The organism is Streptomyces sp. HSG2, from assembly GCF_016598575.1.
GTDB lineage: Bacteria > Actinomycetota > Actinomycetes > Streptomycetales > Streptomycetaceae > Streptomyces.
Genome location: NZ_CP066801.1, coordinates 449,301 through 472,685 on the forward strand (window position 1 = coordinate 449,301; position 23,385 = coordinate 472,685).

At 73.0% G+C, this 23,385-nt stretch carries 17 protein-coding genes; 10 read left to right on the top strand and 7 right to left on the bottom strand.

All coding sequences use genetic code 11. The features are described 5' to 3' along the window. Nucleotides 1-4: 4 nt before the first annotated feature. Complete coding sequence (locus JEK78_RS23150) at nucleotides 5-1,207, top strand: glycosyltransferase (RefSeq protein ID WP_242483228.1); 1,203 nt, start codon at nucleotides 5-7, stop codon at nucleotides 1,205-1,207. Nucleotides 1,208-1,216: 9 nt separating this feature from the next. Here JEK78_RS23150 and JEK78_RS01535 read toward each other — a convergent pair whose 3' ends face one another. Then, nucleotides 1,217-2,467, bottom strand: a complete 1,251-nt coding sequence (locus tag JEK78_RS01535; protein ID WP_200263935.1) for a TerD family protein — start codon at nucleotides 2,465-2,467, stop codon at nucleotides 1,217-1,219. Between the two features lie 298 nt (nucleotides 2,468-2,765). On the opposite strand from JEK78_RS01535, the gene JEK78_RS01540 reads away from it, so the two are divergent. From JEK78_RS01540 to JEK78_RS01550, 3 genes are all read left to right on the top strand, one after another. Then, complete coding sequence (locus JEK78_RS01540) at nucleotides 2,766-3,194, top strand: DUF6643 family protein (RefSeq protein ID WP_200262290.1); 429 nt, start codon at nucleotides 2,766-2,768, stop codon at nucleotides 3,192-3,194. A gap of 40 nt (nucleotides 3,195-3,234) precedes the next feature. After that, nucleotides 3,235-4,059 (top strand): MOSC N-terminal beta barrel domain-containing protein, encoded by an 825-nt coding sequence (locus tag JEK78_RS01545; RefSeq protein ID WP_200262291.1) that lies wholly within the window; start codon nucleotides 3,235-3,237, stop codon nucleotides 4,057-4,059. Between the two features lie 305 nt (nucleotides 4,060-4,364). Continuing rightward, the gene (locus JEK78_RS01550) at nucleotides 4,365-6,809 is read left to right on the top strand and encodes a right-handed parallel beta-helix repeat-containing protein (protein WP_200262292.1); all 2,445 of its coding nucleotides are present in this window, start codon (nucleotides 4,365-4,367) and stop codon (nucleotides 6,807-6,809) included. Here JEK78_RS01550 and JEK78_RS01555 read toward each other — a convergent pair. Then, nucleotides 6,769-9,018 carry a hypothetical protein gene (locus tag JEK78_RS01555; protein WP_242483454.1) on the bottom strand — a complete coding sequence of 750 codons (2,250 nt, stop codon included), beginning with the start codon at nucleotides 9,016-9,018 and terminating at the stop codon, nucleotides 6,769-6,771. The two genes, JEK78_RS01550 and JEK78_RS01555, sit on opposite strands and share 41 nt — an antisense overlap. Before the next feature lie 458 nt (nucleotides 9,019-9,476). Continuing rightward, nucleotides 9,477-10,604 (bottom strand): PLP-dependent cysteine synthase family protein, encoded by a 1,128-nt coding sequence (locus tag JEK78_RS01560; RefSeq protein WP_200262293.1) that lies wholly within the window; start codon nucleotides 10,602-10,604, stop codon nucleotides 9,477-9,479. Between the two features lie 365 nt (nucleotides 10,605-10,969). Here JEK78_RS01560 and JEK78_RS01565 point away from each other — a divergent pair, with 365 nt between their 5' ends. Both JEK78_RS01565 and JEK78_RS01570 read left to right on the top strand, forming a co-directional pair. Further along, complete coding sequence (locus tag JEK78_RS01565; RefSeq protein ID WP_200262294.1) at nucleotides 10,970-11,290, top strand: hypothetical protein; 321 nt, start codon at nucleotides 10,970-10,972, stop codon at nucleotides 11,288-11,290. Nucleotides 11,291-11,474: 184 nt separating this feature from the next. Beyond that, a complete protein-coding gene (locus JEK78_RS01570) occupies nucleotides 11,475-12,005 on the top strand; it encodes an ATP-binding protein (RefSeq protein WP_200262295.1) in 531 nt (176 codons plus the stop codon). A 61-nt stretch (nucleotides 12,006-12,066) separates the two neighbouring features. On the opposite strand, the gene JEK78_RS01575 is transcribed toward JEK78_RS01570, so the two are convergent. Then, complete coding sequence (locus JEK78_RS01575; protein ID WP_200262296.1) at nucleotides 12,067-13,287, bottom strand: MFS transporter; 1,221 nt, start codon at nucleotides 13,285-13,287, stop codon at nucleotides 12,067-12,069. A 306-nt stretch (nucleotides 13,288-13,593) separates the two neighbouring features. On the opposite strand from JEK78_RS01575, the gene JEK78_RS01580 reads away from it, so the two are divergent. Then, the gene (locus JEK78_RS01580) at nucleotides 13,594-14,727 is read left to right on the top strand and encodes a methyltransferase (protein ID WP_200263937.1); all 1,134 of its coding nucleotides are present in this window, start codon (nucleotides 13,594-13,596) and stop codon (nucleotides 14,725-14,727) included. A gap of 463 nt (nucleotides 14,728-15,190) precedes the next feature. Here the strand turns inward: JEK78_RS01580 and JEK78_RS01585 are convergent, their stop codons facing one another. Further along, the gene (locus JEK78_RS01585; protein WP_200262297.1) at nucleotides 15,191-16,399 is read right to left on the bottom strand and encodes an RNA-guided endonuclease TnpB family protein; all 1,209 of its coding nucleotides are present in this window, start codon (nucleotides 16,397-16,399) and stop codon (nucleotides 15,191-15,193) included. A 160-nt stretch (nucleotides 16,400-16,559) separates the two neighbouring features. Between JEK78_RS01585 and JEK78_RS01590 the strand changes: the two genes are divergently transcribed. After that, nucleotides 16,560-18,839, top strand: a complete 2,280-nt coding sequence (locus tag JEK78_RS01590; protein ID WP_200262298.1) for a heavy metal translocating P-type ATPase — start codon at nucleotides 16,560-16,562, stop codon at nucleotides 18,837-18,839. A gap of 63 nt (nucleotides 18,840-18,902) precedes the next feature. Here JEK78_RS01590 and JEK78_RS01595 read toward each other — a convergent pair whose 3' ends face one another. Continuing rightward, on the bottom strand, nucleotides 18,903-19,556 hold the full coding sequence (locus tag JEK78_RS01595; RefSeq protein WP_200262299.1) for an SRPBCC domain-containing protein: 654 nt from the start codon (nucleotides 19,554-19,556) through the stop codon (nucleotides 18,903-18,905). A gap of 196 nt (nucleotides 19,557-19,752) precedes the next feature. Then, nucleotides 19,753-20,145, bottom strand: coding sequence for a MarR family transcriptional regulator (locus JEK78_RS01600; RefSeq protein WP_200262300.1), 393 nt, complete (start codon nucleotides 20,143-20,145; stop codon nucleotides 19,753-19,755). A 299-nt stretch (nucleotides 20,146-20,444) separates the two neighbouring features. Here JEK78_RS01600 and JEK78_RS01605 point away from each other — a divergent pair, with 299 nt between their 5' ends. Beyond that, nucleotides 20,445-21,410, top strand: a complete 966-nt coding sequence (locus JEK78_RS01605) for a glycosyltransferase family 2 protein (protein WP_200262301.1) — start codon at nucleotides 20,445-20,447, stop codon at nucleotides 21,408-21,410. A gap of 3 nt (nucleotides 21,411-21,413) precedes the next feature. After that, the gene (locus JEK78_RS01610) at nucleotides 21,414-22,766 is read left to right on the top strand and encodes a polysialyltransferase family glycosyltransferase (protein ID WP_200262302.1); all 1,353 of its coding nucleotides are present in this window, start codon (nucleotides 21,414-21,416) and stop codon (nucleotides 22,764-22,766) included. Nucleotides 22,767-23,385 lie beyond the last annotated feature (619 nt).

Here is a 23,385-nt window from a genome sequence, read left to right on the forward strand (position 1 = left end):
TTCCGTGGTGCAGACTGCGGCCGTGAGCGTCGCCCTGTGGACATCCGCCGTCTCCGTCCTGTCCCTCGCCGTCTGGCTCTGGCTGCTGCTCGGCCGGGGCATGTTCTGGCGCACCGACGTCGGCCTGCCGCCCTCGGCCGCTCCCAGGACCTGGCCTTCCGTCTGCGTCGTGGTGCCCGCCCGCGACGAGGCGGCCGTGCTGCCGCGGAGCCTGCCCTGCCTGCTCGGGCAGGACTACCCGGGGCGGGCGGAGGTCTTCCTCGTCGACGACGGCAGCACGGACGGCACGGGCGAGCTGGCGCGCGGGATCGCCCACAGCCGACACGGCCTGCCCCTGACCGTGACCTCTCCGGGCCCGCCGCCGCCCGGCTGGACGGGCAAGCTGTGGGCGGTGCGGCACGGCATCGAGCTGGCCCAGGACCGGGCACCGGATCACCTGCTCCTGACGGACGCCGACATCGCGCACGCCCCGGACAGTCTGCGCCGGCTGGTCGCCGCGGCCGAGACGGGCGGGTACGACGTCGTGTCGCAGATGGCCCGGCTCAGGACGGCGAGCGCGTGGGAGCGGCTGCTGGTTCCGGCCTTCGTGTACTTCTTCGCGCAGCTCTACCCCTTCCGCCTGATCGGGCGGGAGGGGACCCGGACGGCCGCCGCGGCGGGCGGGTGCGTCCTGCTGAGGTCACGGGCCGCCGAGCGGGCGCGGATCCCGGAGGCCATCCGCTCCTCGGTGATCGACGACGTGGCGCTGGCCCGCGCCGTCAAGAACGCGGGCGGCCGGGTCTGGCTGGGGCTGGCGGACGGCGTGGTCAGCGTGCGCGCCTACCCGCGGTTGGGCGACCTGTGGGACATGGTCGCGCGCAGCGCCTACGCACAGCTGAGGCACCGGCCGACGCTGCTGGCGGGGACCGTGCTCGGGCTGGCGCTGGTCTACCTGGTGCCGCCGACGGCTCTGGTCGTGGGCCTCGTGGCGACCGGGGCCGCGACGGCGCTCCCCGGCGGCCTGGCGTGGCTGGTGATGTCGGCGACGTATCTGCCGATGCTCCGCCACCACGGACGGCCCGCCCTCTCGGCTCCTCTGCTGCCCTTCACCGCCTCGCTGTACCTGCTGATGACGGTGTCCTCGGCGGTGCGACACCGCCGAGGACGGGGAGCGGCCTGGAAGGGCCGCACCTACCCGCGCCCCGAGGCGGTGCCCGAGAAGAGCTGAGGTCGGGGGTCACTTTCTGCCCGGTGTCCAGTTCATGCCCCAGCCGTAGGCGCGGTCGACGGCACGCTGCGGGCTGACGCCCCGATCGGGGACCAGGTAACGGGCCTCCCGACGGACCACCAGGTCCTGGCCGGTGTTGGTGATCAGCGCCAGGGCGCACACGGTGGACGGGACGGTGCACTCGTCGAGCGAGAAGTCGACGGGGGCGCCGTGCTCGGGGCGCAGGGTCACGGTGGCGTGCAGGTCGGCGAAGGACCGGGCGCCCTCGTAGATCGTGACGAAGACCAGGATGCGCCGGAACCGCTGTCGGTGGTCCAGGCTGACCGTGAGGTTCTCGCCGGTGGTGACGGCCCCCGTGCGGTCGTCGCCGTCGAGGCGGATGTAGGGGGGTCGGCCGAGGTCCCCGAAGGCGTTCCCGAGGGCTTGGACGACGCCCTTGCGGCCGTCGGTGAGCTCGTACAGCGCGCACAGGTCGAGGTCGAGGTCGCGCGCCGAGGCGGCGCGCGCCAGTCTGCGGGCCCAGCCGGAGGAGGAGGTCTCCTCGCGCGACCGCCAGTTCAGGTTCACCCGGAGCGCGCCGGCGGAGCCACCCTGTTTGGTCAGCGAGACCGACGGCGCCGCCTTGGTCAACGTCACCTTGGCGGGGCGGGGCGCCGGCGACTCGGGCGAGGGGGTCGGGGGAGGCGGGGCGGCGGGTGCGGGAGTGTTTCCGACGGGCGGGGCGGCGGGAGGGGTCTGCCCGGGGTCATCGACGGAGATGCCGTAGTCGGTGGCGAGCCCCGCGAGCCCGGCCCGGTACCCCTGGCCGACGGCGCGGAACTTCCACGCCCCCTGCCTGCGGTAGAACTCTCCGAGCACGAAGGCCGTCTCGACGGTGGCGCCCGGATCGTCGAAGCGGGCGACGACCTCGCCCCGCGCCGCGTCGCGGACCTCCACCCGGAGGTCGGGCACCTCCCCGAAGGCACCTCCGTCTGCCGAGGCGACCACGATCACGCTCGTGACGGAGGGCTCGACCCGCGCCAGGTCCACGAGGAGAGTGTCGGTGGCGCGACCCGCCTCCACCCGCTTGCCCTCGTGACGGACGGCCCGCGAGGGGTGTTCGGTCTGGTTGTAGAAGACGAGGTCGTCGTCGGAGCGGACCCTGCCCTCCACGAGCAGGAGCGCCGAGGCGTCCGCGTCGGGTACGCCGGGCCCGGTCCGCCAGCCCAACTCCACCCTCAGCGACGCCGTCGGCACGGGGGTGTTGGACCCCTTGGGCATCGACATGTCCCTCCCCCCATCGGCACCCCGTCGCCGGGCGGACCCCGGCGCACGGTCCATTCTGGTTTCCCCACCCTGTCACCCCGGGACGCCTGGCAGAAACCCCGTCGCGGGACCACCGAGGTCGAACGGCCGGCGGCAAGCGGGAGGAAGCGCCCCCGACCGGAAGATCGTCACGCAAGATGCACCTTTTGGCCAACTTCACTCGCATAGGTGATCAGGGGGTGCGACGGGCACGGAAAACCAACCTTCCTGTCAGTCTCCCCAACCGGCACATCGTGGGCTTTACTTGTGTGCCATGACCTCCCCCCGCTCCGCCTACGGCGGCGGCCACTACTCCGCCGTTTTCCCGGAGACCCCGATCTACGACTCGCTCGTGGCCGAGCGAGGCACCCCGCAGATCGCGCCCATCCGGGTTCCCGCCGCCTACGAGGCACCGGTCGGCCACGTGCCGGCGCTGCCCGGCACTGTGCCCGCCCTCCCGGCGCCCCCCGTCCAGCCGTCGTACGGCTACCCGCAGGCTCCCATCCCGCAGCACGCCCCGCCGCAGCAGGCGCCCGCGCCCCACTTCCCCGCACAGGCGCCGCCGCCACGCGGCTACCCCGGCCCGCAGCGGCCGATGGCGCCGAACCCGGCGGGGTTCGAGTCGATGCGCCCGGCGGCGCCCCGCCCGGCCCCGGCGCCCTACCAGCAGCAGTATCCGGACCAGCAGTACCGCGCCTACTGAGCGGGGCACGGGCCCCGAAGGCTCCTGACAGGATGGGTCGATGACGAACGCGCGTCTGGAGTCGATCCACGTCCATCCGGTCAAGTCCCTGCGAGGTCGGTCACCCGACGAGGCCACCGTGGAGCCCTGGGGGCTGGCCGGGGACCGGCGCTGGGCGCTGATCGACGCCACCGGGCGCGTCGTGACGCAGCGCCAGCGCCCGGAGTTGGCCCTGGCCTCGGCCGAGGAGGTCCCCGGTGGGGTGCGGCTCTCGGCGCCCGGGGCGGCGCCCCTCACGGTGGCGACACCGCGGTCGGGGGCGACTGTCGGGGTGACGATCTTCCGGGACGAGGTGAAGGCCCTGCCCGCCGAGGACCCGGCCGCGCACGCCTGGTGCGGCTCGCTCGTGGGGGCCGGGGCGCGCCTGGTCCACCTGGACGAACCGGCCACGCGGCGCCCCGTCGACCCCGAGTACGCGCGGCCGGGCGAGACCGTCTCCCTCGCCGACGGCTTCCCCCTGCTGCTGGCGACGTCCGGTTCGCTCGACGCCCTGAACACGATGATCGGGCAGGGGCGGCACGCGGACCAAGGGCCGCTTCCGATGAACCGCTTCCGGCCCAACGTGGTCGTCTCCGGCACCGAACCCTGGGCCGAGGACGCCTGGAGACGTGTGGCGATCGGCGAGGTGGAGTTCCGTGTGGCCAAGCCGTGCGGCCGGTGTGTGGTCACCACCACGGACCAGTCGACGGCCGCGCGCGGCCGGGAACCGCTGCACACCCTGGGGCGCCATCGCAAGCGCGAGGGCAGGCTGGTGTTCGGACAGAATCTGGTGCCGTTGGGCACGGGAACGGTCAGGGTCGGCGACCCGGTCGTCGTGGTCGCGTAGTCCGCCGCCGGGTCGGCCTTGTCGAGTCCCGCGCGGGCTCCGCACGACGACGGGTCGCGCCGTCGGTTCGCCCCGCCCGGGGTCTTCCCCCGCCCGGCCGGTCCGGGGCGCCCGCGGCGACGGCGTGCGGACCCTCTGAGTCGGTCGAACGGCATTGCGCCTACCGTCAACCCCGTTGGCGCGCGCACGCTACGGTGGAGCCGCCGAGGGCCTCGGTACGGATCCGCGCGGCGAGGACGCCGCGCCGCCGCGCCCCGGGAGCGAACGAACCGTCAGCTACGACGAGGTGGGGGCAGAGCAGCACCATGGCACAGGGCACGGTCCAGGTGACGCACACCGGCACGTCGCGGTGGCGGCGCCGAACGGGGGAATACGCTTCGCTCGCCGCCGCCTTGGAGGCGGCGGCCGACGGCGACGTGCTCACCGTTGCCCCCGGCACCTACCGGGAGAACCTCGTGGTCCACCAGGCCGTCACGTTGCGCGGGCCGGTGGGGACGGGCGGCTCGGTCCGGATCGCCCCGAGCGACGGGGTGCCCCTCGTGCTGCGGGCGTCGGCGATCGTGGAGGACCTGCACGTGGAGGGGCAGGACACCACGGCGCCCGCCCTGCTCGTGGAGGACGGCACGCCCGAGTTGTCCAACATCCGCGTGGTCACCCGCTCCGCGGTGGGCATCGAGGTCCGCGGCGGGGCCCGGCCCACCGTCCGGCGCTGCACGGTCGACAACCCCGCCGGAATCGGCATCGCCGTCGTCGACGGGGCCGGTGGCTCCTTCGAGGACTGCGAGGTCCTGGCGGCGGGGCAGGCGGGGGTGGCGGTGCGATCCGGCGCCCGGCCTCGCCTCGCGCGGTGTCGCGTCCACCACTCCGGGGGCTCGGGGCTGTCCGCCACGGGCGAGGGCACCGGGTTGGAGGCGGTCGGATGCGAGGTGTACGAGGTCCGGGGCAACGGCGTGCAGGTGACGACGCGTGCGACGGCGCATCTGACCGACTGCGAGGTGCGCCGCACCACCTCCGACGGCGTCACCCTGGACACCGACGCCGTGCTGACCCTCGCGGACTGTCGGATCCACGACATCCCGGAGAACGCCGTGGATCTTCGGTCCCGTTCGGTGCTGACGCTGACGCGGACCAGCGTGCGGCAGTTCGGGCGCAACGGCCTGTCGGTGTGGGACCCGGGCACGCGGGTGGACGCCGACCAGTGCGAGATCTCGGACAGCACCGGCGACTATCCCGCGGTCTGGGTGAGCGACGGCGCGACGGCGGTGCTGGACTCGTGCCGGGTGCGGGACGTGCCCGACGCGTTGTTCGTCCTGGACCGGGGATCCCGCGCCGATGTCGTCGACAGCGAGTTCTCCCGCGTGCGCAACACCGCCGTGTCGGTGAGCGACGGTGCCACAGCCCAGTTGGACGATTGCCGGGTCCGCGAGGCCTCTACGGGCGCGTGGTTCCGTGACCACGGCAGCGGGGGCACCCTGAGCAACTGCGCGTTGGACGACACCCGCACCGGCGTGATCGTCACCAAGGGCGCGGACCCGACCGTCGAGCGCTGCACCGTGGGGTCCCCCTCCGAGGCCGGGTTCTACGTCTCGGCGGGCGGACGCGGTAGCTTCGTCGGCTGCCGGGTGACGGACAGCGACGGCTACGGCTTCCATGTCATCGACGGTTGCCGGACCACCCTGCGGGGGTGCCGTACGGAGCGCTGCGCGCGGGGCGGCTACGAGTTCGCGGGAGCGGAGCCCGCCGGTTCCGTCGCGGAGGCGGGCCCACTCGTGGAGGAGTGCACCGGCGACGAGAGCGCGGAGTCGCTTCTCGCGCCCCCGGTGCCGTCCCCGACGGTACGGCCCACGACGGGAACCACGGGACTGCTCGGCATGATCCCGGTGCAGCGCTCCGGCGAACAGGAGCCCGCCGTACGGGTCGCCGAGCCCGAACGCCCCTCGCGCACCGCGCGGACGGTGATGGGCGAACTGGACGCCTTGGTCGGCCTGGACAGCGTCAAGCGGGAGGTCCGGGCGCTCACCGACATGATCGAGGTGGGTCGACGGCGCCAACGAGCCGGGCTGAAGGCGGCCTCCGTCAAGCGCCATCTCGTCTTCACCGGTTCGCCGGGGACCGGAAAGACGACGGTGGCCCGCCTGTACGGCGAGATCCTCGCCTCTCTCGGGGTCCTGGAACGGGGGCACCTCGTCGAGGTCTCCCGCGTGGACCTCGTCGGCGAGCACATCGGCTCCACGGCGATACGCACCCAGGAGGCGTTCGAACGCGCCCACGGCGGTGTGCTCTTCATCGACGAGGCGTACGCTCTGTCTCCGGAGGACGCGGGCCGCGACTTCGGCAAGGAGGCCATCGACACCCTGGTGAAACTCATGGAGGACCACCGGGACTCGGTGGTGGTCATCGTCGCCGGATACACCGCCGAGATGGAACGCTTCCTGTCGGTCAATCCCGGTGTGGCCTCCCGTTTCTCCCGGACGGTCACCTTCGGCGACTACGGTCCCGGGGAGCTGCTGAGGATCGTGGAGCAGCAGGCCGAGGAGCACGAGTACCATCTCGCGCCCGGCACCCGCGAGAACCTGTTGGCGTACTTCGCGGCACTGCCCAAGGGTCCCGCCTTCGGCAACGGCCGGACCGCGCGACAGACGTTCGAGGCCATGGTGGAACGCCACGCCAGTCGGGTCGCCCAGCACGCCGACCCCAGCACCGACGACCTCACCCTTCTGCACGTGGAGGATCTGCCGGTTCTCCCCTGACGGCCCGCGCCCCACCGGTCGGCTCGGCCTCGCGCGGCCCGGGCACCTCGGTGGCCAGGCGGCGGAGAATTTCTCGACGCTCCTCGGCGAACACCGGGTCGGCCTGATAGTCGGAGTGGCCGAGCACCGGCGAGGGCAACGGGTGGCGGTCGGTCCGCCGGAACGACAGGGGGTCCGCGAGAGGCTCGCGGTCGACCTCGACCAGGCCCACCGGCCCCCCGATCGGGTCGGTGAGCCGGTGGAGGTTCCGCCAACAGGCCACCTGGGTCCGCAGGGATCGGAGCGCGGCGGGACCGAAGTGCGCCGGGAACCAGCGCCCGTAGAGGCGCTCCAGGGGTGAGCCGTAGGTGAGCAGCCCGACCCGGCCGCGCGTCACGGGGTCCAGTTGCCAGGCCGCCGCCGCCGCCAGCACACTGCCCTGGGAGTGCCCGGAGAGGACCAGGTTTCCCCCGGTGGCACGCGTCCAGGTCACGATCCGCCAGGTCAGGTCCGGCACGGCACGTTCGGCATAGCAGGGCGGGGCGAACGGATGCGTGGCGCGCGGCCAGAAGGTGCCGACGTCCCAGAGGATGCCGACGGTGCGGCGAGCTCCGGTGTCCCGGTAGGCACGGCGTCCCCAGGCGAGGAACGCCGCCAGCCCGAGGCCCACCAGCCAGGACCCCAACGCCTGGGAGGTCCGCACGGCCCCGCGCACCAGGTCGGGGGCGGAGTTCGCCGCGTCGGCCGGGGCCCGGTCCGTGGCCAGGGCGCACGCGAGGGCGCAGGCGCCGCAGAGGAAGGCCGCGACGGCGGTGACCGCGACCACCAGGGAGGCGCGGTCGGTCAGCGTCGCCATGGCGCGGATCGTGGCGACCCGGCGGGCGCGAGCGGTGTCCGGTCCCCGGGCTCCGGTGACCGGGCCGCCGTCGGCAGAGCGAGGGGCCGCTCCGGGGAAGCCGGACCGGGCCCGCGCCCAGGCGCCCAGGGCGAGCGCACCGCACAGCCCCGGCACCAGCGTGAGCAGCGGAGGGATCGCGGAGGTCTGCCACGTCGTCAGCGCGGGCGCCTCGGCCCCGTCAAGCCAGTCCGAGACCCGTTGGACGAGGCCCGCGGACATCACCGCGCCGAGGGCGCAGGCCAGCACGGCGACCGCGGGACCTCCGAAGCCGCGCAGGGCGGCACGCGGGTCGTCCCCGGATCGACGGAGCGCGGCCGTCACCCCGACGAGCGAGCAGATCAGAAGGCCCTGGGCCAGCGCGATCCCGCCGAAGACCGGGCCGCCGGGCAACCGCCCGACGCTCTCCCAACCCGGGCGTGCCCAGCAGGCGTAGACGAGGGCCAGGACGAGCAGCGACAGCGCGGCCGTCGGAAGGCGTCGTACCAGGTGACCGTCCAGGGCGCGGTCCAGCCGGATCTCGCTCCGGCCGCGGCGACAGACCACGTACGTCACGACCACGAATCCCCCGGCGAGCGCCGCCATCAACACCCATCCCAGGACGTCGAGAAGGGCGGAGCCCGTCCGCGCCCGGTCGAACGCCGCGGCGGGTGCGCCGACCGCCGCGGCGACGGTGAACAGGCCCGCCGCCGTGTGCGCGGAACGCAGCCGGGCCACGAGGCGGCGCCCGTACCAGAAGCCCGGTCGGCCCAGGGCGGTGAATCCGGAGTCGCCGGGCTCCTTGGACGGCCGGTCCAATGGTTCCTGGGCCTCGTAGTCGCGCCAGGTGCGCAGGGACAGGTACCACAGCAGTGCGGTGAGCCCGGCGGGCACCAGCGCCGCCGCCGCGAGCCTCCGCCCGGGAACGCCCCACCAGCCGGCGTCCCGGCCGGCGAGGGAGGACGAGTCCGTGACCGGCAATCGGGTCGCGCAGGTCGGCGAGCCGGCGCACTGCCAGGCCCCCAGGTCGAGGGCGACCTCGCAGGCGGTGGCGACGAACAGCACCGTCAGCGTGAGCCCGAGGAGCCGTAGCAGCAAGCCGTACAGGCGGGCCGCGCGCTCGCCACCCGTCGCCGGTGGGCGCATCCAGTGGGCCAGGTTGACCACCATGAACGGCAGCAGGAGCAGCCACAGGGCGCGGCCGGCGTCGCCGGAGGTGAGATTGCACCACACGTAGGCCTCGGGGACGGGGCGCCGGCGCTCGGGGTCGGACTCGGCGTCCGCGTCGGCCCTTCGCCGGAAGAGGGCCGCCGTCCCGTCGCCGGAGACGCGGACGGTCCTCGGGTCGTCGAGCATCCGCTGCGGTGTCGCGCCTCCCACACCGTGCACCAGGAGTTCCAGGGCGGCGCGTTCGGTCCCGCCACGTCGGGCGGGGGAGCCGGGGCCCACCGCCAGGTCCCCCGTCCTTGTCGTGTCCACTCGCGCCCCCAGCCGACGCCTCGTCGAATCTCGACACACCGAACGTTGTCGGGGATCCCCGACGGCGGCGTCCTCGGGGGCGCCGCGCTTCCGCTCGGGGGCGCACCCGGCCCGCCACCCGACGGCCGGACGGTCGTCGAGGACATCCGGTCCACGTGCTGGCAGGATCGCCGCCGGAGGGCCCTCGCACACCTTTCGACACGAACTCTCCCCGAGGCCGGCCGGATCGCCGTCGCCGGCGCGGGGCCGACCGCCGGGCCCCGTGGGTGTGGTCGATCGACGGCGGCGACGGGAGGTTCGCCTCCGTGTCGGCCGGGGTCGGGTGGGGGACGGGGTCAGTCGGACCAGACGCCCGAGCGCAGCAGGCTTTCGATCGCCCTCGTGTACGGAGCGATGTCCAGACCCCGCTCGTCCAGCCACGTGTCCGAGTAGTACTTGTCGAGATAGCGCTCCCCCGGGTCGCACAACAGGGTGACCACGCTGCCGCGCTCCCCCGCCGCCACCATCTCGGCGACTATCTTGAGAGCGCTCCACAACCCGGTGCCGGTGGAGCCGCCCGCCTTGCGGCCTATCGCTCGTTCCAGAGCCCGTACGGAGGCGACACTCGCGGCGTCCGGCACCTTCATCATCCGGTCGATGGCACCGGGGACGAAACTGGGCTCCATGCGGGGACGACCGATGCCCTCGATGCGGGAGCCGCTCTCGCAGACCACGTCCTGGTCACCGGTGGTCCAACCCTCGAAGAAGCAGGAGTTGTCCGGGTCCGCGACGCAGACACGCGTGTCGTACTGCATGTAGTGCACGTAGCGGGCGAGGGTCGCGGAGGTGCCGCCGGTGCCTGCGGTCGCCACGATCCAGGCCGGCTCGGGGAACCGCTCCAGCCGCAACTGTCGGAAGATGGACTCGGCGATGTTGTTGTTGCCGCGCCAGTCCGTGGCCCGCTCGGCGTAGGTGAACTGGTCCATGTAGTGGCCGCCCGTCTCGGCCGCCAGACGGGCGGATTCCTCGTACAACCGGCGGGAGTCGTCCACGAAGTGACACCGGCCACCGTGGAACTCGATCAGGCGGATCTTCTCGGCGCTCGTGCCACGCGGCATGACCGCGATGAACGGCACGCCGATCAGGTTGGCGAAGTAGGCCTCGGAGACGGCCGTCGAACCGCTGGAGGCCTCGATCACCGGGCGGTCCGGACGGATCCAGCCATTGCACAGGCCGTAGAGGAAGAGCGAGCGGGCGAGTCGGTGCTTGAGGCTGCCGGTCGGATGGGTCGACTCGTCCTTGAGGTACAGGTCGATCCCCCAGTGCTCGGGGAGCGGGAAGAGCAGGAGGTGGGTGTCGGCCGAACGGTTGCTGTCGGCCTGCACCTTGCGTACGGCGTCTTTCAGCCACGCTCGGTAGTCCGGGTCGCTGCGGTCCACGTCGAGGGTGGCACGGGCGGCTCGGATCGATGCTGGTGTGGTCACGGCGGGGGCTCCTTACACTGCGCCGGGACGACGGGGCGCGCGCCCGACACTCCGATGATAACGCCCTCAACACCCCTCTCACCTGCATAAACACATCTTTGGGGACCTCCAAGCGCGGTTGCGGACGCCGCCGGGTGGTCAGAGCCGGCTCACCGTCGCACATCGGGGGCGCGTGACCCGCGCACGGCCCGGCGCAGACGAGATCTCGCACGAATCCGGGCGGAGCACGTACTGGTGTGCGGCACCGGCGGCGGGCAGACTGCATCAGGCGGGCAGGTCCCGCCGCGGGCAGAGGGGAACACGGTGCGCGCCGGAACCGCCGCACGGGGCCGGTCCGGCGCACCGACGCGCTATGAGGGGCGGCCATGACGGAGCCGGAGTACACGGCCACGGGGGTGCGGATCGACAGGCGACTGCGGTCGCTCACCCGCGCGGGGAAGGTGCGGATCAGCGGCGGCAGGCTGGAGTTGCTGACCAGCTACGACACCGAGATCGACAGCGCCCCGGTGCGGGCCGTGCGGGCCTCGCGCCCCTGGTTCTCCGGTGGCGACCGCGCGCTGGCGGACCTGGGCGGCAACCGCTACCGGCTGACACTGGACAGCGACCCCTCGGGGGGCGGGCCGGAGGCTCCCGCCGCCCGTCGCTTCATCGAGGCCGTGCGGCGGGCCGCCGGGCGGGACGACTGACCCCGACGTGAGTTGCGGCACTCCATCCCTTGCGTCACGCTGTTCTCACGTCACTCTGGGTTCACCGGCGACAACGCTGCGAACCAGCCCGCCGGTCGTGACGGCAGGCGGCGAGGCCCGCAAGGGCGCCTGCCGGATCCATCCGTCGTGTTCTTCCGGACCTCTACGTCGGGGAGTCGCAGCCGTGATCAGTCATCCGAGCAGGCACTGCACGGTGGAGCTCCAGGCCCTGCCGTCGCGGATCGGCCAGGTCCGCAGAATCGTCTCCGCGCAGTTGCGCTACTGGCATCTGGATTCCCTGATCGACCGGGCGGCGCTGGGTGTGACGGAGTTGCTCACCAACGTCCACCTCCACGCCCACCCCGACAAGACGTGCACGGTGGCGATGGAGCTGCTGCTCGACCGGGTCACCGTCTCGGTACACGACCGCGACCCGCGGTTGCCGGTGCCGGGCGAGGCCGACCCGCTGGCCACCCACGGCCGGGGCCTCGCCCTGGTCGCCTCGCTGAGCGAGAGTTGGGGGGCGACCCCGGAGGGAGACGGCGGGAAGGTCGTCTGGTTCGCGCTGCCGCGCCCCGAGGACGCCGCCGCCGTCGCCACGCGACCGGCACGGCACCTGGTCGAGAGCGTGAGCGCGGAGGCGTCGACCGATGGCGCGGTGATCGAGGTCTGTCCGCCTCCCGGCGCCCCCGCGCCGTCCGCCGTGCCGGGCTGACCGGGACGGAGGACGACCTGCCCGCGGCCGGCCGGCACCGATCGACGAGATCGCCGCGACATCACACCCCCTCCTCCCGGCGCAGCAGGCCCCTGCCGCCCGCCAGCACCCCCGCGAACAACAGGGCGGAGGAGATGAGGAAGACCCCACGCTGTCCGAGGGCGTGGGCGACGAGTCCGCCCACGCCGGCTCCCAGGGTCGCCGCGGCGCGCACCAGGGTCTTGTGCGTCATGGTGACGCGCCCCATGTAATCGCCGGGCACGCACGCCTGACGCACCGTGTTGACCGTGGCCGTCCAGAGGGTCATCGCGAGGCCGTAGACGGCGATGAACACCCAGGCCTGCACCGCGGAACCGGCGAGTCCGATCCCCAGGGCGGCGATGCCACCGGCGACCATGGCCCCGTACAACACCCCTCCCCTGCCCAGGAAACCGACCAGCCGACCCTCCAGCAGGGAGCCGAGCAGGCTGCCCACCCCGAAGGCGGCCACCAGCACCCCGAACCCCGTGCTGCTCAGCCCGAGGTCGTCCCGGGCGAACAGCACACCGATGGCGATCTGAGCGGCGCCGACGAAGTTGCAGAGCGCGGCGAGCACCACGATGCGGCGCAGCAGCGGGTGATGCCACAACATGCCGAATCCGGCGGCGGCCTGCCGGTAGAGCGTGGTCCGGGCGCCGGGACCGGGCTCCGAGCGCTGCCGGAACCGCCCACGCAGCAGAGCCACCAGGAGGGCCGAGATCAGGAACGACGCGGCGTCGAACGCGAACGGCAACGCCTGGTCGATGTCGAACAGAACCGCGCCCACCGGGTTTCCCACCGTCAGCGTCGCCGCCACCGAGCCACCCTGGAGCGCGGCGTTGCCCCGGTCCCGCGCGGCCGGCGGCACGATCACGGGAACGGTTCCCGCCCAGGCCCCGAGGTAGAAGCGTTGGCCGAGATCGAGTACGGCGGCCGCCGCCATGAGAAGCAGCAGGGTTCCGTCCCCCATCGCGATGGCGACGGCCAGCAGACCGGCCACCGCGGCCCGCGCCAGGTTCACGGAGTACATCAGGCGGCGCCGATCGAAGCGGTCGGCCACCACTCCGGCGGTCACCATGACAAGCGGCCACGGCAGTTGTCCGGCGAGGAACACCAGGGAGACCTTGCGCGGGTCGGAGGTCAACTCCGCGGCGAGCAGCGGAAGGGCGACGTAGCGCATCCCGCTCCCCAACCCGGAGACGACCACGGACGCCCAGAGCAGGCCGAAGCCACGTCCGTACCGAAGAGACGGTCGCCCGAGCACGGATCGGTGCCCCCTCTCTTCGGTGCTGACAGGGGACGGTACTGCGTCGACCGGAGGGGGTCGTCGTGGCGCGCCGAGAAGTCCGGGCCCGCCGGCGTCGCTCGGCACGAGACTCGACCGGACCGAGGGGGTCGGCCGCGCCCGTCGCGACGATCGACGCGACGGACTGGAGGGGCGTCGCGAGGGGGATCGGTGATCCCGGCACGTCCCCCGGTGGCCCCAGGGGTGCGGGTCCGGGTCAGCGCGACCGGGCCTGATCTGCGGTTCCGCTAGCCTGGACGCACGATGAGCGACCTCAGCGACCCTATGAAGACCCCGTGGGGCGAGTTCCGACCGACCCGCTACCCGGAGGACCCCCGGGACCGGCTGCGTGCCTGGGACGCCGCGGACACCTACCTTCTTCGGCATCTCGCGGAGCGGGAGGTCCCGCCGTCCGGGCCTCTGGTCGTCGTCGGCGACCGCTGGGGCGCGCTGGTGACGGCGCTGGCGGAGTTCGAGCCGACGCAGATCACCGAGTCCCATCTCACTCGGGAGGCGACCCGCGCCAACCTCGCGCGGGCGGGCGTCGCGCCCGGGACGGTGCGGCTGTCGACCACCAGGGACACGCCCCCCGCCAGGATCGACACGCTCCTGGTGCGGGTGCCCAAGAGCCTGGCGCTGTTGGAGGACCAGCTGCTGCGGCTGGCACCGGCGGTGCACGCCGACACGGTGATCGTCGGCACCGGCATGGTGAAGGAGATACACACCTCGACGTTGGCGCTCTTCGAGCGGATCCTCGGCCCGACCCGCACCTCGCCGGCCGAACGAAAGGCCCGGTTGATCTTCTGTGCGCCCGATCCCACGCTGAGGCGCCCCGCCAACCGATGGCCGTCGAGCTACTCGCTTCCCGACGACGTCGGCGCGGTGTCGGGACGGACCGTGGTGAACCACGCGGGCGTCTTCTGCGCCGACCGACTCGACGTCGGGACCCGGCTGCTGCTGCGGCACCTCCCGCCGACGCGCGCGGGTCGCGTCGTGGACCTGGGATGCGGCAACGGTGTGGTGGGAACCGCCGTGGCCCTGGCCGACCCGGGCGCGGAGGTGCTCTTCACCGACGAGTCCTTCCAGGCCGTCGCCTCCGCCGAGGAGACCTACAAGGCGAACGGGGTGCCCGGGCACGCGGAGTTCCGGGTCGGTGACGGCCTCTCCGGGGTCCCGGACGCCAGCGTGGACCTCGTCCTGAACAACCCGCCGTTCCACTCCCACCAGGCGACGACCGACGCGACGGCCCGCCGGATGTTCGCCGACGCGCGCCGGGCGCTGCGCCCCGGGGGCGAGTTGTGGGTCGTGGGCAACCGGCACCTCGGCTACCACGTCCGGCTGCGTCGGCTGTTCGGCGACAGCCGGGTGGTGGCGAGCGACCCCAGGTTCGTGGTCCTGCGAGCCGTCCGGCGACGGTAGGGCCGCCGCCCGCCCTTCCCGGCACCGCCCCTCCCGGCACCGCCGGGGCCGTCTCGGCACCGGGCGCCGCCGAGACCGCCGCCCTCGGGCGCGCGAACGCGGCGCCGGGCGGTGGCCTCGCGCTGCCTCATGGCGTGACCGGGACGGCGCGGCTCCCCTCCGCGGCTCCGGCGCGTCCGCGAACGCGGCCCGCGGAGCGCTTGTCGGTTCCGCGGCGCCGAGCGCACCGTCACAGCAGCTCAACATACCCCCTACCGGTATGTGCTCCCTGATCGATCCAGGCTTGCCTTTCATACGGGGTGGGGGTATACATGAGCGAAAGCCGATGGATACCCCCCACCGGTATAAGACCCCAGGTGGTCCGGGCAGTCCGAACGAAGAGACACGCGGCCGGCCACGAATGTCTTCACCACCACCCCCCATCCCATCCGCCCCGGGAGCCAACCTTGACTTCCTCCCCCGCCTAAAGGCGGGGGATTCCAGCGGTCGCCCGCTGGGGTTCCTGCTTCATCGACGACCGCCCCGTCCGGGAGGACTCCCGTTGAGGTCTTACACCGTCTCCACAGGCAGACGCCGCCAGCCCGGCGGCCAGGATGTTGCGTGCCGCGTTCACATCGCGGTCATGCACCGTGCCGCAGTCGCACGTCCACTCGCGGACGTTCAGCGGCATTTTCGCCGCGACCGTGCCGCAGGCCCCGCACAGCTTGGAGCTGGGGAACCAGCGGTCGATCACGACGAGTTCGCGCCCGTACCAGGCGCATTTGTACTCCAGCATCGACCGGAGTTCCGTCCACGACGCGTCGGAGATGGCGCGCGCGAGCTTGCCGTTCTTCAGCAGGTTGCGGACGGTGAGGTCCTCGATCACGACCGTTTGGTTCTCACGGACGAGCCGAGTCGACAGCTTGTGCAGGAAGTCCCGGCGCCGGTCGGCGATCCGCGCGTGGACCTTGGCGACCCGCTTCCGGGCTTTCTCCCGGTTCGCGGAGCCCTTCGCCTTCCGCGACAGCTCACGCTGCGCCTTGGCGAGACGGGTACGGTCACGGCGTTCGTGCCGAGGGTTGGCGATCTTCTCCCCGGTGGACAGGGTCACGAGGGAGGTGATCCCGGCGTCGATGCCGACCGCGTTCGTTGTGGCCGGGGCCGAAGTGATGCGGTCGTCACACAGCAGGGACACGAACCAGCGCCCGGCGCTGTCGCGGGACACGGTCGCCGTCGTCGGTACCGTGCCCTCCGGCAGGGGGCGCGACCAGCGGATGTCCAACGGCTCGGCCATCTTGGCCAGGGTCAGTTGCCCTTCGCGCCACTTGAAAGCGGAGCGGGTGTACTCAGCCGAGGCGCGGGACTTCTTCCGGCTCTTGTACCGGGGGTACTTGGCGCGCTTGGCGAAGAAGTTCCCGAACGCCGTCTGAAGGTGGCGCAGGGCCTGTTGGAGCGGGACGGAGGACACCTCTGCCAGGAAGGCGAGTTCCTCGGTCTTCTTCCACTGAGTCAGCGCGGCCGACGACTGCACGTAGGAGACACGGCGCTGCTCGCCGTACCAAGCCCGAGTTCGTTCCTCCAGCGCCTTGTTGTACACGAGGCGGACGCAGCCGAACGTGCGCGACAGCTCAGCCGCCTGCTCGCCCGTGGGGTAAAAGCGGTACTTGAAAGCCCGCTTGACCTGCTGCGTCATGCCTCACATTGTATCAGATTTGGTGTGAGAGGCGGCGGTTGGCCGGTGGTCGGTGGACGCCGGTCCGCCCTGGCGGCGAACCGGCTTTCCCTGCCCTGCTCCGCAGGAGCTTCGTTTCCTCCCCGGCTGAAGCCGGGGGTATCCACGAAGGAGAACCCCGATGACCACCAGTCCAGAGACGGCCGCCGAGGCCGAGGTGCGACTCGCCGTCGGCGGGATGACCTGCGCCTCGTGCGCCGCCCGGATCGAGCGGAAGCTGAACCGGCTGGACGGCGTGTCCGCCACGGTCAACTACGCCACGGAGAGGGCCACGGTCCGCTTCGCCTCCGACCGGGTCACCGTCGCCGACCTGATCGCCACCATCGAGGCCACCGGGTACTCGGCCGAGGCGCCCGAGGTCCGCGAGACCGCGCCGTCCACGACCGACCCCCGGGCGGACACCGACGCGGAGAGCGATCAGTCGACGGCACTGCGACAACGGCTGATCACCGCGGTCGCCCTGGCCGTTCCGGTGATCGCGATTGCGATGATCCCGCCCCTCCAGTTCACGTACTGGCAGTGGCTTTCCCTGACCCTCGCGGCCCCGGTGGTGGTCTACGCCGGATGGCCGTTCCATCGTGCCGCCCTGGTCAACGCCCGGCACGGCACCGCCACCATGGACACCCTGATCTCGCTCGGCACGTCCGCCGCCTTCCTCTGGTCCGTGTGGGCACTGTTCTTCGGCACCGCGGGCATGCCGGGCATGTCGCATCCGTTCGAGCTGACCATCGCCCGGTCGGACGGCTCCGGGAACATCTACCTGGAGGCCGCCGCGGGGGTGACCGCGTTCGTCCTCGCCGGGCGCTACTTCGAGAACCGGTCCAAGCGCAGGGCGGGCGCCGCGCTCCGGGCACTGCTGGAACTGGGTGCCAAGGACGTGACCGTCGTCGGGCCGGACCACGGCGAGCGTTCCGTACCCGTCGAACGACTGGCGGTGGGCGACCGCTTCCTGGTACGACCGGGAGAGAAGGTGGCCACGGACGGGACCGTGGTCCAGGGCCACTCGGCCGTGGACGTCTCGATGCTCACCGGGGAGTCGCTGCCGGTCGAGGTCTCGGTGGGCGACGCGGTGACCGGCGCCAGCGTCAACACGGGCGGGCGGCTGGTGGTCGAGGCCACCCGGGTGGGCGCCGACACCCAGCTGGCACGGATGGCGAAGTCGGTCGAGGAGGCCCAGAGCGGCAAGGCGGCGGCACAACGTCTGGCCGACCGGATATCCGGGGTCTTCGTCCCGGTGGTGATCCTGCTGGCCCTGGCCACGCTGTCGCTCTGGCTCGGCCGGGGGGCGGGTCCGACGGCGGCCTTCACCGCCGCCGTCGCCGTACTGATCATCGCCTGCCCGTGCGCCCTCGGGCTGGCCACCCCGATGGCCCTGCTGGTGGGCACCGGTCGCGGCGCCCAACTCGGCGTCCTGATCAAGGGGCCGGAGGCGCTGGAGGCGACGCGTGGACTCGACACCGTGGTGCTGGACAAGACCGGCACCGTGACCACGGGGCGCACCACTCTGCTGGCCGTCCACCCCGGCGAGGGCGTTTCCGAGGACGAGGTCCTGCGACTGGCCGGCTCCGCGGAGCACGCCTCCGAACACCCGCTTGCGCGGGCTGTCGCCGACGCGGCCTCGGAACGGGTGGGCCCGCTCGCGACCCCGGAGGACTTCACCGGCTTCCCCGGTCTCGGTGTGCGGGCGGTGGTGGAGGGCCGGACGGTGTTGATCGGAAACGAACGGCTCCTGCGCGAGAGGCGCGTGAAGGTGCCCGCCGAACTGGAGCGGGTCCGTGCGGCGGCGGAGGCCGAGGGCCGTACGGCGGTGCTCGTCGCCTGGGACGACTCCGCCCGCGCCGTCCTGGAGGTCGCCGACGCGGTGAAGGAGTCCAGCGCCGAGGCGATCTCGCGCCTGCGGCGAATGGGGCTCCGACCCGTCCTGCTCACCGGTGACAACAGCGCGGTGGCGCGGTCGGTCGCCCGACAGGTCGGCATCGACGAGGAGGACGTCGTCGCCGAGGTCCTGCCGCAGGACAAGGTAGACGTGGTCCGAGAGTTGCAGGAGCGGGGGCACACGGTCGCCATGGTGGGCGACGGTGTCAACGACGCCGCCGCCCTGGCCCGCGCGGACCTCGGTCTGGCGATGGGCACCGGCACCGACTCCGCGATCGAGGCCGCCGACCTGACCCTGGTCCGGAGCGACCTGCTCGCGGCGGTGGACGCGATCCGGCTCTCACGGCGCACCCTCACGATCATCCGGTCGAACCTTTTCTGGGCGTTCGCCTACAACACCGCCGCGCTGCCACTGGCCGCCGCCGGCCTGCTCGACCCGATGATCGCGGGCGGCGCCATGGCGCTCTCCTCCGTGTTCGTCGTCGGCAACTCCATGCGGCTGCGTGCCTTTCGCGCCACGACCTGAGCCCCACCCGGCCGAACCACCCCCGGCCCGCGCCCGACCGCCGGTGCGGGCCGGGGCGCCACGCTATCCGACCACCTCGGTGGCGTCGTCCCCACCGAGGTAGAACGCGATGGCCCGGTCCGCCGCGCTCCGCGCCACCACCGGCTCCGTGCCGCCCGCCACGTCCGCGGCACACCACCGCTCGCCGCTCTCCCGCACGAAGCGTCGCCCCTCCTCCGACACCGACCAGGCCGACGCCGCCTCCGTGTCCACCGGTGCGCCCCCGCCACCCAGATACAGCGTCAGGCCGACGAGCAGGAGGTCGTATCCGACGCCGAGCGCCCCCGGCCCGTACCGGCCCCAGGTATCGGTGTCGACCCGGGCGACGTGCCGCAGGTCGAGGCGGGCCCCGCGGTCCTCGCCGGCCAGGTCTACTTCGATCCGACTGGTGTCACCGTCGTATTCCCAGGTCGCGGAGAAGCCCTTGGGCGGGTCACAGGTCTCGATCGTGCCCTCCGCGTGGCCCTCCAAGCGGTACCGTCCGCCGGGACGCAACTCGCCGCTGATCGGGAGGAACCAGTGGGGGATGCGCTCGGCCCGGGTGCACGCCGCCCAGACGTCGGTGGGAGGGACGCCGAAGGAACGCCGCACCTCGACCACGCGGGCCTCGCCCGCGCTCGTGGTCCGCGCGGCGACCCGACGCCAGACGGAGGTGATCTGCCGGGGCACGTCGATCATGCGGCTGCTCCTCGTGGTCTGGTTTCGGCGGGGTGCCGCCCGGTGGGCTCCACCCCGCACCGCACGTCCGGCGTACACCGCCGCGGCCTCGGAGCGGGCGGGACGCGCCGGGCCGCCGGCCGGAAACCATGGGAACGGCGGGGCGGGCCGCCCTCGGCCGCGCCCGGGCCGGGGGGGCGACGCCTCGAACGCCGCGTCAGCGGGGCAGCATCCGGGTGAGGACCGCCCGCTGCACCGGCAGCGTCCGCCCGTGCACGGCGCGGCCCTTGGCCGTGAGCGCGACCCGGACGCCACGTCGATCCTCCACGCACATGGCGCGCCGCACGAGACCGTCCTTCTCCAGTCTGGCGATCAGCCGGGACAGGGCGCTCTGGCTCAGATGCACGCGCTCGGAGATCTCCTGCACGCGAAAGGCCCGACGGTGGCCGACCCCACGTCCGGCGGCGAGCACGTCGAGCACCTCGAAGTCGCTGGCACACAGGCCGTGTCGGTGCAGCGCGCGGTCCAACTCGCACTGGGTGCGGGCGTGCACCGCGAGGATGCCGCGCCATTGCCGCACGAGTTCCAGATCCGTCTCGGTACCGGCCATGCGCGGCACCGTAGCAGAGCGGTGACGGTGCGTGTGAGTCGGATCGCGCCGGGTGCGCGGGACGCTGGGGCGGGCGCCCGGCGGGCCCGGGACGGGCGGACGGCGCGGCGCGGGTGAGTCGCCGCGCGGGGCCCCGGGTGGCACGGGTCTCCGGCGACGGCGCGGGACGTGGGCGCGGGACGGCCGAGTTCACGTGGGCTGCGAACAGAGTTCACCCGGTCGATCCGCGCAGGACACCGGCCCCCCGAGGCCGCCGGCTAGCCTGTTTCGATCCCGAACCTCGAACGTGAGAGGCCCGTGTGCCGAAACTGTCCGTCGTCGTCCCCCTGCACAACGTGGAAGCGTTCGCCGAGAACACGTTGCGGAGTCTCGCTCGCAACGCGGACCCGGACTTCGAGTTCGTCCTGGTTGACGACCATTCGACCGACTCGACGGCGACCGTGCTCGACCGCTGGTCCGGGAGACTTCCCGGGGCCCGGGTGATCCGACACGAGAGGAACTCCGGGATCGCGCGGGCACGCAACACCGGAATCGACGCGGCACGGGGCGAGTTCCTGACCTTCCTCGACGGCGACGACTGGTACGGGCCCGGGCACCTGGCACGGTTGGTCGAGGCCGTCGAGGAGTTGGGCTGCGACTTCGCGCGGACCGACCACGTGCGGGTGAACGGGGTGCAACGGGTGATCCGGCGGCCGGCCGCCCGGCTGAGGAACGCGGTGATGGATCCACGGGACGGCATCGCGCCGGCCGACCGGGAGACGATGGTCGACTACCCCTTCGTCTGGGCCGGAATCTACCGGCGGCGGCTCTTCGACGACGGTGGCATGCGCTTCGACGGGGAGCTGCGCACGGCGGAGGACAGGCTGTGGACGTGGCGCCTGCACCTGCGGGCGAGGACGTACGCCTCGCTGGGGCTGCACGGGGTGTTCTACCGACGGGGCGTGACCACGTCCCTCACCCAGATCAGGGACGACCGCCAACTCGACTTCATCCCGGCGTACGACGCGGTGTTGCGGGACGTGCTCGCGGACACGGAGGCCGAGCGCTTCCTCCCGAAGGCGGTGCGGACCTACTGCGCCATGATCGCCTTCCACCTCGGCAAGATGGGCGAGTACGAGACCTCGGCCGCCCGCCGGCTCCGCCGTGAGGCCGCCGCCGCGCTTCACCGGATGCCCGCGGCGGCCCTCGACGAGACGCTCGACACCATCGACCGGACCCGAAGCAGGCTGCTGCGCCGCCTGCGCGACGGGCGGAAGGCTGCCTGAACCATGCCCCACAAGACCCAGATCTTCCAGGTCTCGACCCTGTACGGAGCGGCCACGGTCGCCGCCGCGCTCGACGCGGGCCTGTTCGGGCCCGCGTCGGACACCCGACGGATCCTTCTGGTCTCCGACAACGCGTCGGTGCCGGAGACCGCCCCGCGGCTGAACGAGATGCGCGGCTACCCCGAGATCGCCCGCCGGTTCGACTCGGCGATCGACTGGAACGAGGCCATCAGCCCGCACCACCCGAGTTCGTGGGGCCCCCGGGCCCAGGACACCACGCTGTGGCAGAGGGCGCTCCGCCTCGCCTGGGGCATCGACGCCCGTGAGCCGGTCGAGTTGGCGGTCGAGTCGATCCAGGCCGACCCCGCGCGGGCGCTGGCCGCGATCTTCTCCGAGAGCGCCCTCCACGTGTACGCGGACGGCCTGATGAGCTACGGGCCGACCCGGGTGAGGCTGCCGCTCACCATCGGCTGCCGCATCCGGCGGTTGCTCCACCTCGACCTGCTGCCGGGCCTGCGGCCCCTCCTTCTGTCCGAGTTCGGGGTCGAGCCCGAGATCGTCCCCGACGCCTCCTTCCTCGCGGTGCTCGACGAGATCTCACGGGGCGCCGACGCCGAGCCGGCGCTGGCCCCGGTGCTCCGGGAGCGGCCCACGGCCGTCCTCCTGGGCCAGTACCTCGCCGCGATCGACGTCCTCACCGTCGACGAGGAGGAGGACCTGCACGTGCGGATGCTCACCGGAGCCGCTCGGGCCGGCCACCGGTCGGTGGTCTTCAAGCCCCATCCGACGGCCCCGGCGAGCTACTCCGCGGCGCTGGCCAAGTCGGCCGCGGAGGAGGGGGTCCGCCTGACGGTGCTCGACGCTCCCCTGCTCGCGGAGACGCTCTACCGGCACTGCCGTCCCGAACTGGTCGTGGGCTGCTTCTCCACCGCGCTGATCACCGCTTCCGTCTACTACGACGTGCCGGTGGCCCGGGTCGGCACCGCTTCGGTGATGGGACGCCTCAAGCCGTATCCGAACAGCAACCGGGTCCCGCTCACGGTGGTCGACCATCTCCTCCCCGACCTGGAGAGGGGGCAGGCACCGGCGCGGGTCGGCGACGTTCCCGCGACCCTGACCCCTCTGGTGCGTGCCGTCGGCTTCTGTATGCAGCCCAAGCTCCACCCCATGCTGCGCCGACCCACGATCGAGTGGCTGGAAGGGCATCCCGAGTCGGCCCCCGGCGCCTGCTTCCCGGAGTCCCGGCTGGCCGAACTGGGGCTTCCGGGCAGCGGCCGACAGGCTCGGGCCAAGCTCCGGGCCCGACGCGCGCGACGCGCGGTGGGGCGGGCCGTGCGGCGTCGCACGGGACACTGACGCCTTTCGCCGACGGCGAGTTCCCCGGTGCGCCGGGACGCGTGGACGGGGTCCCCTCCCCCGCGGTGGAGGGTCCCGGTCGCCCCGATCCGGCCTTCCCGGGCCCGCCACGCCAGGGCCGCGGGACCTCGTACCCTGGGCGATCCGGACGCCGCCGCCCCTTTCCGGCCAGATCCCGACGCACGCCCACGCGCCCGGCCTTCTCCCCTCATGATGGGAGAAGCACCGAGCACAGCACCGAGCACCAAGCGACACGCATCGGGTGCACGACGCGCCGTCCCCGCGGGCCGCGTCTCTCCCGTACGTGTCGTGCCCCCACGCCCACCGGACCCCGGCCGGCACACCGCTCGTGCCCCGGGGCAGTGAGTGGAGGACCGCTCCCTTGACGGCTGCATGTCGCCGCGCACCATTCGGCCGGGAAGTCGGCGTGATCCGCCGGCGGCCGGCGCCGCCCGCTCCCCGTCCCCGAGGCGCGCCCGTCGACGGCTCGCACGCCGGGCTCGGCATACCTTTCCCCTCCACTCCCCGCCCAGGGGCCGGGTGTTCGTGTCGCGTCCGAGAGCCGCTGCCTCCGGGCCGACCTTCGGTGCGTCGTTCCCTCGACGGGACACGTCCGGGA

Coding starts and splice junctions, on each gene's coding strand:
- JEK78_RS01555 (WP_242483454.1), bottom strand. CDS start 9,018: ATGCTCGACGACCCGAGGACCGTCCGCGTCTCCGGCGACGGGACGGCG.
- JEK78_RS01565 (WP_200262294.1), top strand. CDS start 10,970: ATGACGGAGCCGGAGTACACGGCCACGGGGGTGCGGATCGACAGGCGA.
- JEK78_RS01535 (WP_200263935.1), bottom strand. CDS start 2,467: ATGCCCAAGGGGTCCAACACCCCCGTGCCGACGGCGTCGCTGAGGGTG.
- JEK78_RS01550 (WP_200262292.1), top strand. CDS start 4,365: ATGGCACAGGGCACGGTCCAGGTGACGCACACCGGCACGTCGCGGTGG.
- JEK78_RS01595 (WP_200262299.1), bottom strand. CDS start 19,556: ATGATCGACGTGCCCCGGCAGATCACCTCCGTCTGGCGTCGGGTCGCC.
- JEK78_RS01610 (WP_200262302.1), top strand. CDS start 21,414: ATGCCCCACAAGACCCAGATCTTCCAGGTCTCGACCCTGTACGGAGCG.
- JEK78_RS01540 (WP_200262290.1), top strand. CDS start 2,766: ATGACCTCCCCCCGCTCCGCCTACGGCGGCGGCCACTACTCCGCCGTT.
- JEK78_RS01600 (WP_200262300.1), bottom strand. CDS start 20,145: ATGGCCGGTACCGAGACGGATCTGGAACTCGTGCGGCAATGGCGCGGC.
- JEK78_RS01585 (WP_200262297.1), bottom strand. CDS start 16,399: ATGACGCAGCAGGTCAAGCGGGCTTTCAAGTACCGCTTTTACCCCACG.
- JEK78_RS01580 (WP_200263937.1), top strand. CDS start 13,594: ATGAAGACCCCGTGGGGCGAGTTCCGACCGACCCGCTACCCGGAGGAC.
- JEK78_RS01545 (WP_200262291.1), top strand. CDS start 3,235: ATGACGAACGCGCGTCTGGAGTCGATCCACGTCCATCCGGTCAAGTCC.
- JEK78_RS01590 (WP_200262298.1), top strand. CDS start 16,560: ATGACCACCAGTCCAGAGACGGCCGCCGAGGCCGAGGTGCGACTCGCC.